The following is a 13336-nucleotide window of genomic DNA, read 5'->3' as shown; positions in this document are numbered from 1 at the left end:
ACAGTGTTTTGTAGAGGGCGTGATCGCGTTGTTCGCCCCTGGACAGGGCTCTCAGACCCCAGGCATGCTCGCGCCTTGGCTCGATCTTCCCGGCGCGCGCGACCGCCTCGAACTGTGGTCCAAGGCCTCCGGCCTGGACCTCATCCGGCTCGGCACCACCGCCACCGGGGAGGAGATCACCGATACCGCGGTGACTCAGCCCCTGGTCGTGGCCGCGGCGCTGCTCGCATTCGCGGAGATCCCGACGGATCTGCTTCCGGCGGATACGATCATCGCAGGACACTCGGTCGGCGAACTGGCCGCCGCCGCCGTGGCCGGCGTTATTTCCGCCGACGACGCGGTGCGGCTAGCCGCCATCCGTGGCAGGGAGATGGCGAAGGCGTGCGCGCTGGAGCCGACCGGAATGTCCGCCGTGCTCGGCGGAGATGAGGCTGCCGTGCTCGCCCGGCTCGCCGAACTCGATTTGGTCCCGGCCAACCGCAATGCGGCCGGTCAGATCGTGGCGGCAGGTCGGCTCGATGCGTTGGCGGAACTGGCGGCAAACCCGCCGGAAAAGGCGCGCATCCGCGCGCTGTCGGTGGCCGGTGCTTTCCACACCGCGTTCATGGCACCCGCCCGGGACGCTGTGACGGAGGCCATCTCCGGGATCACTCCCGGGGAGCCGACTCGGACTCTACTGTCGAATTTCGACGGTAAGCCGGTCAGCTCGGGCACTGACGCCATCGAGAAGCTCGCCGCACAGGTGACCCGGCCCGTCCGGTGGGATCTGTGCACCGAAACCGTCCGAGCGGCAGGGGTGAACGCGGTGGCCGAACTGCCACCGGCCGGCACCCTGGTCGGCATCGCCAAGCGGGAGCTGAAAGGCACCCCGAATTTGGCGCTGAAGACCCCCGAGGACCTCCCCGCGTTGGCCGAGCTCTCGGCAACCGGATAGCTTTCTCGCGGCCCGCAGTGATGCGGCCGCGAACGAGCGGACGGAAACGAAAGTCCGCCTCGTACCGAAGAAAGAATCGGACCCCACAGAGTAACAAGAAGGGAGCCACCAAGTGGCCGCTCTGACCCAGGAACAGATCGTCGAAGAGCTCGCGAAGATCATCGAGGAAGTGACGGGCATCGAGCCCTCCGAGGTGACCTTGGAGAAGTCCTTCGTCGACGACCTGGACATCGACTCGCTGTCGATGGTCGAGATCGCCGTGCAGACGGAGGACAAGTACGGCGTCAAGATCCCCGACGAGGATCTGGCCAGCCTGAAGACCGTCGGCGACGCCGTTGCCTACATCCAGAAGCTCGAGGCCGAGAACTCCGAGGCAGCCGAGGAGCTCAAGGCCAAGTTCGGGCACGCGGAGTAAGGGCCGACACCGTGACCACTCCTTCCACCAAGAACGGGAACTTCCCCAACGTCGTCGTAACGAGCCTGGCGGCGACCACGTCGATCGCGGGTGATGTCGATGCGACGTGGAAGGGACTCCTCAACGGCGAGAGCGGTATCGAGACGCTCGAGGATTCCTTCATCGAGGAATACGACCTGCCGGTCCGCATCGGCGGGCATCTCAAGGTCAACCCCGACACTTTGCTGAGCAGGGTCGAGATCCGTCGTATGGCGTACGTCGAGCGCCTCGCCACCGTCCTCGGTCGCGAGGTGTGGAAGAACGCCGGCAGCCCGGAGGTCGACTCCGAGCGACTCGGTGTTGCGATCGGTACCGGACTCGGCGGCGGTGACGCGCTCGTCGATTCGGTCGACAAGCTGAAGACCGGCGGCTATCGCAAGATTTCGCCGCTGGCCGTTCAGATGGTCATGCCGAACGGCCCGTCCGCCGTTGTGGGCTTGGAGTTGCAGGCCCGAGCGGGAGTGGTCACGCCGGTTTCGGCATGTTCGTCGGGATCCGAGGCGATCGCCAACGCCTGGCGCATGATCGTGATGGGCGATGCCGACATGGTCGTCACCGGCGGTGTCGAGGGTTATATCGACTCGGTGCCGATCGCGGCGTTCTCCATGATGCGGGCGATGAGTACCCGCAACGACGATCCGAAGGGCGCCTCGCGTCCATTCGACAAGGACCGTGACGGCTTCGTCTTCGGCGAGGCCGGCGCGCTCATGGTCATCGAGACCGAGGAGCACGCCAAGGCACGCGGTGCCACCATCCACGCGCGTCTGCTGGGTGCGGGCATCACCTCCGACGGTTTCCACCTGGTCGCCCCCGACCCGGAGGGCACCGGCGCAGCGCGCGCCATGCAGCGGGCGATGCAGACCGCCGGGCTGGCGCCCAAGGACGTCACCCACATCAACGCGCATGCGACCGCCACCCCGATCGGCGATACGGCGGAAGCCAATGCGATCTACAAGGCCGGGGTGCAGCATGCCTCGGTCTACGCGCCCAAGTCCGCCCTGGGCCACTCGATCGGTGCCGTCGGCGCCCTCGAGTCGGTGCTCACCGTGCTCAGCATCCGCGACGGCATCGTGCCGCCCACGCTGAACCTGGAGAACCAGGATCCGGAGATCGACCTGGATGTCGTGCACGGCGAGGCTCGTCGTCAGGACATCGAGTACGCGATCAACAACTCGTTCGGTTTCGGTGGGCACAATGTCGCGCTCGCCTTCGGCCGATACTGATCTCGGTATCGGTCACCACAGCGGTCCCGGTGGGGTTTTCGACGATGGACGAACTCGTAACTCGAAAACCCCACCGGGACAACGACATTTGCAGCCGCGTCAGCGACTCGGCATCCCCTCGAGGAGATTACGCGATGACCATCATGGCCCCCGCCCAGGCGGATGCCGCGACCGATCCCCGTGATCCGCTGGGTCGGTTGCAGCGCTTCTTCGATACCGGAACGGTTCTTCCCCTTCATCCTCGTGACAAGTCCGGCGTCCTGGCCGCCATCGGCGAGATCGACGGGGTGCGCACCGTCGCCTACTGCTCCGACGCCACCGTGATGGGTGGCGCCATGGGCGTCGAGGGTTGCAAGCACATCGTGGACGCGATCGACACCGCGATCGACTCCAAGGTTCCCGTGGTCGGCATCTGGCACTCCGGTGGTGCCCGCCTGGCCGAGGGTGTGGAGTCGCTGCATGCGGTCGGTCAGGTGTTCGAGGCCATGGTGCGTGCCTCGGGCCTGGTCCCCCAGATTTCCGTGGTGGTCGGCTTCGCCGCCGGTGGTGCCGCCTACGGTCCCGCACTCACCGATATCGTGATCATGGCCCCCGAGGGCCGCATCTTCGTCACCGGCCCGGACGTCGTCCGCTCGGTCACCGGTGAGAACGTCGACATGGAGACCCTGGGCGGTCCGGCCACGCACGGCAAGAAGTCCGGCGTCAGCCACATCACCGCCAACGACGAGGCCGATGCCATGCACCGCGCCCGCCGGCTGGTCTCGATGTTCGCCGAACAGGGCGAGTTCGATATGGTCGCCGCCGAGCACGGCGATGTCGACCTGCAGGCCATGCTGCCCGAGTCGGTCAAGCGCGCCTACAACGTCAAGCCGATCATCCACGAGCTGCTCGACAACGTCGACGGCGAATCCTCCTTCGAGGAGTTGCAGGGCGGCTACGCGCGCAGCATGGTGACCGGTATCGGCCGCCTCGCCGGGCGGACCGTCGGTGTGCTGGCCAACAACCCGCTGCACCTGGGCGGCTGTCTGGACACCGAAAGTGCCGAGAAGGCAGCGCGTTTCGTGCGGTTGTGCAATTCCTTCGGCCTTCCCATGATCGTGGTCACCGACGTGCCCGGGTACCTGCCCGGCGTCGGCATGGAGTGGGAGGGCGTGGTGCGCCGCGGCGCCAAACTGCTGCATGCCTTCGCCGAGGCCACCGTTCCGCGCGTCACCCTGGTGACCCGCAAGATCTACGGCGGCGCCTACATCGCCATGAACGCCCGCTCGCTGGGCGCGACCGCGGTCTACGCGTGGCCGGGCTCCGAGGTCGCCGTCATGGGCGCCAAGGCCGCCGTGCAGATTCTGCACAAGAAGGCCCTGGCCGCCGCCCCCGAGGAAGAGCGCGAGGCCATGCTCGAGCGACTGACCGCCGAGCACGAGGCCACCGCCGGAGGCATCGGCCGCGCCCTGTCCATCGGCGTCGTCGACGAGGTCATCGACCCCGCCAAGACCCGCTCCACCATCGCCGCCGCCCTCGCCTCGGCCCCGTCGCGACCCACCCACAACAAGAACATCCCGCTGTAAGCGATAGCGAGACCAGGCGGGCGGCCCGGAACTCCCGGCCCGCCCACCTTTTTCGTGCCCACCCTCGCCCATCCCCGCAGTGCCGCTGCCCACTTCCCCGCATGTCCCTCCGGCCATCTCGGCGCCCTCCCCGTCGTCCCGGCATTCCACTTCCGCGATCGCGGCGTGCCACTTCATGATTCCCGCATGCCGGGCCGGGATCTACGCCATTCACGGATCTGTGGATAGCTCTCGGCCTGTGGACAACTCGCTCCACGGCGGGGCGGTCACTTCCGCACCCTGGCGTAGGCTGCGGAAGTCCGCATATCACGGCACGATCGAGGGGGATTCATGGAGGATCTGCAGCACCAGCTCACCGCCGCCCAGGAGGACCTGCGGCGAACCCTGACCGCCCTGGATGCGGCGCAGGCCGATATGCAGGCCCTCGCGGCGGATTTCACGCGCCTCTGTGAGGATTTCGTGCGCATGCAGTACGAGCAGATCGAGCTCCGCCACGATCTCATCGAACTCGAACATCTGGTGGATCACCGAATCACCGTGCTGGAAGAGGAATTACGCCTCCTGCGCGGACGCGAGGCGCCCCCTGAGGGATAGGGGCATGCGGGCAGGGCGAGCCTAGGGCTCGGTAGGGTCGGGCTCGTCCGAGCTACCCACGACCGTGAATTCGATCAGCATCAAGGCCGAGGACTCGGGGGTGGGGATGATCGTGCCCGCCGTGTCGACGACGGTCCAGCCACCGCCGATGCGGCGCAACCGGACCCGATCGACCCGGCCGTGCGGGCGGCCCTGCTGAACGTTGCGACCCACCTCGGCGAAGATGCGGGCGACATCGTCGGGATGCGGGGTATCGCGGTCGTCGACCATGCCTTTCCATTGGATGCCCGGAACCGGTTCGGTGATCCAGCGGATCAGCCGCACGTGTTGCGCATCGGCCAGCACCAGATGGGTACGATCCGACCGCTGCTTGCCCAATGCGGTGAGCGCGGCGGTGTCGAGCGAAATCGGCTCGGGTGCAAGGTGTTCGGTGACATCGTGCACGACTCCGAGCCAGTGTGTGCAGGCATTCCCGCGGCCGTTGCGCAGCGCCAGGCGGTAGCGACGAAGGTCTTCGCCGATGCGTGCGGTGACATCGCCGATCCATCGGGTGTTCTCGACGGGCTCGAGGGTCCGCAGGATCAGATCCATCGACCCGTCGAATCGCTCCACGTACCGAAATGCTTCCGGCACAGTCCAATTCGACCGATCACGCGGAAGCGACCAGCCGAAAGGCGTACCGTCCACCCGGATCGAGCGCGTCCGTGAAGAATAGTCGAATGCGGCAACGGCATACGGTTCGGGCAACGGCGCGCCGAGCGGAGCCATGCAGACCTGAACTGCGTGCACCCGGCCGCCGGGGCCCATGATCGGCAGCGCCGACACCGCCAGTGGCCCCTCGCCTCGGGCCCTCTCCGACAGCTCCGCCTCGGCTGGCTCACACCGCTCGTGGGCTTGCGTGACCACCTCCAATACTGCGGGCGTCACCACCCGCCGCGGCACCCGCCACTGCGCCGGTCGCCCGTCGACCGCGAGAACCGACCATTCCTCGAGCTCCCCCAGGGTCTCGATGAGAACCCGTTTCCCCTCCATGGCTGTACTCCCCTCCTGTTGTGTCCGAGACACTGTGCCACAGCGCGTCGAGAGCGAATGCGCCCGCGCCGTACGGCAGAATTCGAGACGTGGGGTATCAGGTGGAACCGGCCCGGCCGGAGGATCTGAAGGCATGCGCCGCGGTCCTGGCGGAAGGGTTTGCCGACGACCCGGTGCACTCGTTCATCTGGCCCGATGCGCACCGGCGGCACCGGGTGCTCCCGCGGTATTTCGAGCTGTCCCTGCGATACAGCCATCCGCTCGACGGACTGCACCTCGTCCGGGAAGAGTCGGGACGTGTGACCGGTGTCGCCTGCTGGCATCCGCCAACCTGGTCGCAGACGCGTATCGCCCGGATGCGGGCGATACCGCCACTGCTCACCGTGCTGCGGAGTCGCGTTCGGGCCGGGCTGGTGATTCAACACGCGATCGAGCAGTCGTACCCGGCACAGCCGCACTGGTATCTGAATACCTTGGCTACTGCCGCTGTCGTCCGCGGCCAGGGCGCGGGCATGCTGCTGTTACAGGAACGGCTCGAGGTCTGTGATCGAACGGGGTTGGACGCCTATCTGGTGTGCACACGCGAAAGCACGATCCCCTACTACCAACGGGTCGGGTTCGCACTGACCCACCCCGTCCGAGTGCCGGGCGGCCCGACACTGTGGGGCATGCTGCGCCCCGCGCGGTTCACCCCACGTCGCGGCGCAGCCAGGTGATCTCCGCGCCCTCGCCGCCGGTGCGGTACGGCTCGAGGTCGTCGTCCCAGGGGGCGCCGAGGGCATAGTCGATTTCCGCGGCGATTTCGGCGGTGGTGTGGCGGCCGCGGTCGCGGGCGGCGCGAACAATGGCGCGCAGGCGCATCTCGCCCACCACGACATCGCCGTTGGCGCTCGTTGCACCGCGCCACAGTCCGAGGCCGGGAACGAAACTGAAGCGCTCTCCGTCCACTCCCTCGCTGGGGTCCTCGGTCACTTCGAAACGTAAAACCGGCCACGCGCGCAACGCGTCGGCTATCCGCGCACCGGTGCCGACCGGCCCCACCCAGTCGGTGATCGCACGCAGCTGTCCGGGCGCCACCGGTTGAGAGGTCCAGCGCAATGTCGCCGGAGCCTTCAAGGTCGAGGAGAGGGTCCACTCGATGTGCGGGCACAGCGCGGCAGGCGACGAATGGATGTACACGACACCCGCCGTCATGTCCGCGAACTGATTCGATCCGCGCACCAGCACACCTCCAGCCTCGACGTTGGACGTCTTCCCCAACGACCCGTCGAGCCGGCGTGGCCTGAGTTTACTGGAGTGCCCGAAGTTACGGGTGTTACTTTATCGGACCGTGTCGCGAGGCCCCTGCGGCCTCCGCGATCACCGCATCGCTCAGCGTGGGCCATACCGCACGCGCCCAGTCCCCGAAATTTTCGTCGCTCAGCGACACACATGCCACCCCGATCTCCGGATCCACCCACAGAAAGGTGCCGGACTGCCCGAAATGACCGAAGGTGCGCGGCGAGTTCGCCGCACCGGTCCAATGGGGAGTCTTGTGGTCACGAATCTCGAAACCCAGACCCCAATCGTTGGGGCGCTGCGAACCGTAGCCCGGCAGTACGCCATTGGTGCCCGGGAATTGCACGGTGGTTGCCTCGGCGAGCGTTTGCTCGGTGATCAGAGTAGGGTGAAGCAACTCTTGGGCGAATCGCACCATATCGTTCAGCGAGGAGCGCGCGGCGTGGCCTGCCGAACCCGTCAGGACCGAGGATTTCATTCCGAGGGGCTCGAATACGGCCTCGTGCAGATAATCCTCGAATGCGATCGTCGTCTGCTCGGCCACGAACTTGGCGAGGACCTCGAATCCGGCACTCGAGTAGATCCGGCGTTCGCCCGGCTTCGCCATGATCACGGTGGTGTCGAATGCCACGCCGGAGGTGTGGGCCAGCAGATGCCGCACCGTCGACCCCGGCGGCCCGGCCGGCTGATCGAGCTCGATCGCGCCCTCTTCGACGGCGACCAGAACCGCGTAGGCGACAAGCGGTTTCGTGACCGAGGCCAGCGCGAACACGCGTTCGCCATCACCCTCGGCACCCGCCACCCCCTGCGCGGTCACCGCGCCCGCCGCAGTATGCCGGACCGGCCACTGTCGAATCTGCTCCAGTGCACGCACGCCATCGAGCCTACGACCCCGCTCCCCGCGGTAGCGAGCCGCATGCCGGAATACCGTTTGCAGTTACGATCGGTACCGTTATGAGTGCACAACCCACCATCCACGGCGACGTGGACGCAGGATTCGGGCCTGTCGCGGACGCGTTCCGGCGCAACTTCACCCATCACGGGGAGATCGGCGCCGCGGTCGCGGTGTATGCCGGAGATCGGCCGGTCGTGGATCTGTGGGCCGGGTACCGGGATCGAGGGCGCACCCGCGCGTGGGAGCGCGACACCATGGTTCCGGTGTTCTCCTCCACCAAGGGCATGGCGGCCTTCGTGATCGCACATGCGGTCTCGCGCGGACTGCTGGATTACGAGCGGCCGGTGGCGCAGTACTGGCCGGAGTTCGGCGCGCACGGTAAGGATTCGATCACCGTGCGCCAGCTGATCGACCATCAGGCCGGGCTGCCGGTGCTGGATCGGGTTGTGCGGCTACGGGATCTGGCCGATCCGGACGCATTGGCCACGATTCTCGCCGACCAGAAACCGATGTGGCGGCCGGGCACCCGGCACGGCTACCACCCCATGACGGCGGGGCTGTATCAGGGCGAGCTGATTCGCCGGGTCGATCCGGGTCACCGCACGCTGGGCACGGTGTTCGCCCAGGAGTTCGCCAAGCCGCTGGGTGTGGATTTCCACATCGGCCTGCCCGAGGACGAGCCGATGGACCGCATCGCCACCCTGGCCGCCACGCGAGGCCTCGACGTCCTGCGCTACGAGCGAGATCTCCCGCTGCGCGTCGGGGTCCAGCTGTACGCCAAGCGCGGACTGACCTATCGGGCGCTGAGCAGCCCGCGCGTCGGCGCCGCCGTGCGGGCCGCGCGGCGCGAATACCTCGGCGTCGAACATCCGGGCTCCGGCGGTGTCGGCAATGCCCGCGCCCTGGCGCGCGTCTACGGTGCCGCCGCCGCACGCACGGGTCAGCTGCCGATCGACGATGCCCTGCTGGACCGGCTCGCCACCGCCGACACCGCCGACGACGTCCCCGCCGCGGATCTTGTACTGCTGACCCGCAGCCGCTACCATCTCGGCTTCCGGAAGTCGTGCGGCGCCTTCCGTTTCGGCTCCGACAAGCGCGCCTTCGGCACCACCGGCCTCGGCGGTTCGGTCGGATTCGCCGACCCCACAACGGGTCTGGGCTTCGGCTACACGATGAACCGCCTGGGCATGGCCATCCTCGACGACGCCCGCGCCCGCAACCTCCACCAGGCACTCCTGCGCTGCGGCTGACCCCTCGTTCAGCCGCGGACGTCGTGGAGGTGGTGGATCAGGTCGTGGACGAAGTAACGGGACATGGAGTCGACGGTGAACAATGAGCCGTTGCTGCGGCGGGAGGCGCGGCCGCGGTCGGCCGCAGGGACGGATTCGAAAGCGCGGGAGACGGTTTCGGCGGCCTCGGTCAGTTCGGTGGCGACGGTGGCCGGGTCCTGTTCGTGGTAGCGGCCCACTTCCGCGGTGACGTCCTGGTCCCAGTTCTCGAAGACCGGAAGTCCGTCGGCCTCACCGACTTCGGCGCCGAATGCGGCGATGGCGGGCGGCTGTGCGGGCTTGCCGAGCGTGATATCGAGGCGGTAGACGAACATCCGGCACACGTCGCGCACGTGAGCGGCGTACTCCAGCGGCGACCACGTCGAACCGTCAGGCCGCACAGCCACATTCGGCCGCTCGAGCACCGCGCCGAATCGGGTGGCGGCATCGCGCACCAGACCCGGCACGGCCTCGTAGGCGGTGGCGGGTCCATCGAATCCGCACTCGGGGCAGGGCTTGTCGAGGACCCAGGTCCAGTCCTTGTCATCGGGAACGATCGGCATGAACGTAACCTAGACTGGCCGAAAATCAATTACCAGCGATATTCTGCCAACCGTAGGCGAGATACGGACGAACCGTCACGGCGCCCCGTTCACTCCATGAGCCGGTGCGCCCTCTCGAACAGTTCGAGGGTGATCGCGTGCAGGAAGTCGCCGACCTGCTTGGGCGCCTTACCGGCGAAGGCGCGAGCGTGAGTGCCCTCGAGCACGATGCCGAGTTTGAAGCACGCCAGCACCGTGTACCACGTGACATTGCTCAGGTCACGGTCGGAGAATTGTCCGTAGTGCGCAGTCATCTCCTCCGGCGTCGGCAGGCCGCCGACGGCACCCAGCTTGCCGACCAGGGCGGCGCCGGTCGTGCCGGGCTCTGGGCGGGTCGCGATCTGCCAGCCCAGATCCAGCAGCGGATCGCCGATGGTCGACATCTCCCAGTCGACCATGGCCGCCACCTGCGGGCCGTCGTAGCTGAACATCATGTTCGCCAGGTGGCAGTCGCCGTGCAGGATGCCGGGTGTCCACTGCGCCGGGCGATGCCGGTCCAGCCAGTCGCCGACCCGCTCGACGCCCGGAATCTCCGGACCGGGATAGCCCTCGTTGCTGCCATAGGACTCGAGTTCGGCCAGCCAGCGCGGCACCTGCCGCTCCAGGAAGCCCTCGGGCTTGCCGTAGTCGGCCAGGCCGAGCGCGGTGTAATCGAGCGCGCCGAGGCGGGCGATGGCCTCCACCGCCGACAGGCCCATCTGTCGCCGGATCTCCGGATCACCGGCGTGCAGGGCGGGCAGTTCGTTCTGCGGGTTGAACCCGTGGACCGGCTCCATCAGATAGAACACCGCGCCCAGCACCGTCTCGTCGGGGCACGCGGCGATCACGCCCGGAGCGCGCACCCCGGTCCCGGCCAGGGCGCCGAGCAGCCGGGATTCGCGCCGGATCACCTCATTGCTCTTGGCGCGCAGATGTTTCGGCCCGCGGCGCAGCACATACTCGCGGCCGCCGCGGGTGAAGCGCACCATGACGTTCTGGGTGCCGCCGCCGAGCGGGGTCACGTCCTCGAACTCGCCACCGGGCAGTCCCTGCTCTTCCATCCATTTGCCGACGACGGCGAAATCGATCACGTCGCGATCCACATCGGCCGGTTGCACCACAGACATGTCCCACATTGTGCACCACCGCCCCGGACAACTGCGGGCATGTGCCATCAATGTGGTGTGCGGGTGGTTCGCCCGCACCGGCTACCGTGAAGATCATGAGCACGACCCGGCCCCTTTCGCGCGCGGGGGCCGCACCGCCGACCCGCACATTGCTGGTGGACAACTACGACTCGTTCACCTACAACCTGTTCCAGCTCATTGGCGAGGTGAACGGGCTCGAGCCGGTGGTCGTGCGCAACGACGAGGTCGTCGATATCGCCGACCTGCCGCTGGCGGAGTTCGACAACATCGTCATATCCCCCGGCCCGGGGCGGCCGGATATCGCGCGCGACTTCGGCATCTCCCGGCAGTTGATCGAGCAGTGTCCGCTGCCGTTGCTCGGGGTCTGCCTCGGCCATCAGGGCATCGTGCTCGCGGCGGGCGGCGCGATCGTGGCGGCCCCGGCCGCCCGGCACGGCTATCCGGACCGGATCACCCACGACGGTGACGCCCTGTTCGCGGACGTGCCGCAGGATTTCAGCGCGGTCCGCTACCACTCGCTGTGCGCCGACCGGCCCCTCCCGGACACCCTGCAGATCACCGCCACCGCCGCCGACGGCGTGATCATGGGCGTCCGCCACCGCCACCGCCCGCAATGGGGCGTCCAATTCCACCCCGAGTCCATAGCCAGCGAGCACGGCGCCACCATCCTCCGCAATTTCGCCCGGCTGACCCGGGAGCATGCGAGTGGATCCCGGCCGAGAACACGCCGGGTTGACGTCAGCGACGTCCGCAGCCGGGCGGACATGAACGACGACCGTGGCCGGGCGGACGTGGCTGGGTGCTCTGTCCCCGTGTCGAAGATCGACGAGGGTTCGGCGTCCCGGCGCGCTTGTGGCCGCGATGACGACCGGGTCGAGTTGACCGTGCTGCACGAGGTCGTGGAGCGGGCCGTGGATACCGAGGCGGTGTTCGGGCGGCTGTATCAGGAGTCGGAGACGGCGTTCTGGCTCGACAGTGCGCACGAGGAACCGGGGCTGGACCGGTTCTCGTATATGGGGGACGCGGCCGGGCCGTTGGCGGAAGTGGTCCGCTATCGGGTGGGTGAGGGGGTTGTGAGGGTCGAATCCGGAACGGGTAGCCGAGTGGTGCCGGGGACGGTGCTGGACTACCTGTCCGGGCAGCTGCGCCGACGGCGGATCGAATTCCCTGATGTGCCTTTCGATTTCGTCGGCGGCTACGTCGGCTATCTCGGATACGAGGTGAAAGCGGACTGCGGTGCCGCCGCGGGGCATCGCTCACCCGTGCCGGATGCGCAGTGGGTGTTCGCGGACCGGCTGATCGTCGTCGACCACGTCGCCGGACGCACCCATCTGCTCGCGCTCGCCAACGCGAAAACCCATGCGGCGGCCCGGGATTGGCTCGCCGCCTCCCGAGCCGTCGTCACCGCCGCGCCCGACTGGGCCAAACCGGTGAAACTGGAGCTGCCCGCCGACGAGCACGCCGTCACCTCGGGTCTCACCCGCGGCCGCGACCGATACCTCGCCGATATCGCCACAATTCGGGAGCAGCTGCAGGCCGGTGAAACCTACGAGGTGAACATCACCGACAACACTCACATCGACGCCGACTGCCCGGGCCTCGAGGTGTATCGCGTTCTGCGCCGGTGCAATCCGGCCCCGTACGCCGCATTCCTGCGCTTCGGTGACGTGGAGGTCGCGTGCTCGTCACCGGAGCGGTTTCTGAAGATCGACCGCACCCGCACCGTGGAAAGCCGACCGATCAAAGGCACCGCGCCCCGGGGCAGCACCCCCGCGGCCGACGACAACCTGCGCCGCGCACTGGAATTGGATCCCAAGACGCGCGCGGAGAACCTGATGATCGTCGATCTGCTGCGCAACGACCTCGGCCGGGTCTGCGAGGTGGGCAGCGTGCACGTGCCGAAACTGATGGCGGCGGAGACGTATACGACCATGCACCAATTGGTCACCACCATCCGGGGCAGGCTTCGTCCCGACGTCGACGTCATCGATTGCCTGCGCGCCTGCTTCCCCGGCGGTTCCATGACCGGAGCCCCCAAACTGCGCACCCTCGAAATCATCGACGCCTTGGAAACCGAAGCGCGCGGCATCTATTCGGGCACCATCGGCTTCCTCGGCCTCGGCGGCACCGCCGACCTCAACATCGTCATCCGCACCGCGGTGCGCCACGACGGCCACTGGCGCATCGGCGCGGGCGGCGCCATCGTCCTCGACTCCGACCCCGAGGAAGAGTTCCACGAAATGGTCCTGAAGGCCACCTCCGCCTTCCGCGCCATCTCCGAACTGGCCACCCCCCAACCCACCCCCGCCCACCCGTAGTCCACGAACGCCGCACCGGGGCCGTGTCGGACGGGCCTGGCATAGT

13 protein-coding genes are annotated in these 13336 nt (G+C 67.7%); 8 read left to right on the top strand and 5 right to left on the bottom strand.

The features are described 5' to 3' along the window. Positions 1-19: 19 nt before the first annotated feature. The 5 genes from IU452_RS25110 (at position 20) to IU452_RS25090 (ending at position 4770) form a co-directional block, all read left to right on the top strand. Complete coding sequence (locus tag IU452_RS25110) at positions 20-934, top strand: ACP S-malonyltransferase (protein WP_195111598.1); 915 nt, start codon at positions 20-22, stop codon at positions 932-934. 112 nt (positions 935-1046) lie between these two features. Further along, positions 1047-1349 (top strand): meromycolate extension acyl carrier protein AcpM, encoded by a 303-nt coding sequence (acpM, locus tag IU452_RS25105; RefSeq protein WP_195111597.1) that lies wholly within the window; start codon positions 1047-1049, stop codon positions 1347-1349. Between the two features lie 11 nt (positions 1350-1360). Further along, entirely contained in the window at positions 1361-2611 is a 1251-nt protein-coding gene (locus IU452_RS25100) for a KasA/KasB family beta-ketoacyl-ACP synthase (RefSeq protein ID WP_195111596.1), read from the top strand. Between the two features lie 134 nt (positions 2612-2745). Further along, complete coding sequence (locus IU452_RS25095) at positions 2746-4176, top strand: acyl-CoA carboxylase subunit beta (RefSeq protein ID WP_195111595.1); 1431 nt, start codon at positions 2746-2748, stop codon at positions 4174-4176. 330 nt (positions 4177-4506) lie between these two features. After that, the gene (locus tag IU452_RS25090; protein ID WP_195111594.1) at positions 4507-4770 is read left to right on the top strand and encodes a hypothetical protein; all 264 of its coding nucleotides are present in this window, start codon (positions 4507-4509) and stop codon (positions 4768-4770) included. A 21-nt stretch (positions 4771-4791) separates the two neighbouring features. Here the strand turns inward: IU452_RS25090 and IU452_RS25085 are convergent, their stop codons facing one another. Beyond that, positions 4792-5802, bottom strand: coding sequence for a GAF domain-containing protein (locus tag IU452_RS25085; protein WP_195111593.1), 1011 nt, complete (start codon positions 5800-5802; stop codon positions 4792-4794). 89 nt (positions 5803-5891) lie between these two features. Between IU452_RS25085 and IU452_RS25080 the strand changes: the two genes are divergently transcribed. Further along, entirely contained in the window at positions 5892-6518 is a 627-nt protein-coding gene (locus tag IU452_RS25080) for a GNAT family N-acetyltransferase (protein WP_195111592.1), read from the top strand. Here IU452_RS25080 and IU452_RS25075 read toward each other — a convergent pair. Further along, the gene (locus IU452_RS25075) at positions 6490-7023 is read right to left on the bottom strand and encodes a DUF3145 domain-containing protein (RefSeq protein ID WP_195111591.1); all 534 of its coding nucleotides are present in this window, start codon (positions 7021-7023) and stop codon (positions 6490-6492) included. The two genes, IU452_RS25080 and IU452_RS25075, sit on opposite strands and share 29 nt — an antisense overlap. Before the next feature lie 94 nt (positions 7024-7117). Beyond that, positions 7118-7954: a serine hydrolase domain-containing protein gene (locus tag IU452_RS25070; RefSeq protein ID WP_195111590.1), complete on the bottom strand. Its 837-nt coding sequence runs from the start codon at positions 7952-7954 to the stop codon at positions 7118-7120. A gap of 80 nt (positions 7955-8034) precedes the next feature. On the opposite strand from IU452_RS25070, the gene IU452_RS25065 reads away from it, so the two are divergent. After that, complete coding sequence (locus IU452_RS25065; protein WP_195111589.1) at positions 8035-9225, top strand: serine hydrolase domain-containing protein; 1191 nt, start codon at positions 8035-8037, stop codon at positions 9223-9225. An 8-nt stretch (positions 9226-9233) separates the two neighbouring features. Here the strand turns inward: IU452_RS25065 and IU452_RS25060 are convergent, their stop codons facing one another. Continuing rightward, positions 9234-9806 (bottom strand): DinB family protein, encoded by a 573-nt coding sequence (locus tag IU452_RS25060; RefSeq protein WP_195111588.1) that lies wholly within the window; start codon positions 9804-9806, stop codon positions 9234-9236. A gap of 89 nt (positions 9807-9895) precedes the next feature. Continuing rightward, complete coding sequence (locus IU452_RS25055) at positions 9896-10951, bottom strand: phosphotransferase family protein (RefSeq protein WP_416382361.1); 1056 nt, start codon at positions 10949-10951, stop codon at positions 9896-9898. A gap of 95 nt (positions 10952-11046) precedes the next feature. Between IU452_RS25055 and pabB the strand changes: the two genes are divergently transcribed. Next, a complete protein-coding gene (gene pabB, locus IU452_RS25050; protein WP_195111586.1) occupies positions 11047-13290 on the top strand; it encodes an aminodeoxychorismate synthase component I in 2244 nt (747 codons plus the stop codon). Positions 13291-13336 lie beyond the last annotated feature (46 nt).

The sequence above is a fragment of the Nocardia transvalensis genome (assembly GCF_015477765.1).
In the GTDB taxonomy this organism is placed as follows: domain Bacteria; phylum Actinomycetota; class Actinomycetes; order Mycobacteriales; family Mycobacteriaceae; genus Nocardia; species Nocardia transvalensis_A.
Note: the sequence above shows the minus strand (reverse complement) of the source record. Positions and strands in the feature narration are given on the sequence as shown.

Coding starts and splice junctions, on each gene's coding strand:
- IU452_RS25085 (WP_195111593.1), bottom strand. CDS start 5,802: ATGGAGGGGAAACGGGTTCTCATCGAGACCCTGGGGGAGCTCGAGGAA.
- IU452_RS25095 (WP_195111595.1), top strand. CDS start 2,746: ATGACCATCATGGCCCCCGCCCAGGCGGATGCCGCGACCGATCCCCGT.
- pabB (WP_195111586.1), top strand. CDS start 11,047: ATGAGCACGACCCGGCCCCTTTCGCGCGCGGGGGCCGCACCGCCGACC.
- IU452_RS25065 (WP_195111589.1), top strand. CDS start 8,035: ATGAGTGCACAACCCACCATCCACGGCGACGTGGACGCAGGATTCGGG.
- IU452_RS25090 (WP_195111594.1), top strand. CDS start 4,507: ATGGAGGATCTGCAGCACCAGCTCACCGCCGCCCAGGAGGACCTGCGG.
- IU452_RS25060 (WP_195111588.1), bottom strand. CDS start 9,806: ATGCCGATCGTTCCCGATGACAAGGACTGGACCTGGGTCCTCGACAAG.
- IU452_RS25055 (WP_416382361.1), bottom strand. CDS start 10,951: ATGTCTGTGGTGCAACCGGCCGATGTGGATCGCGACGTGATCGATTTC.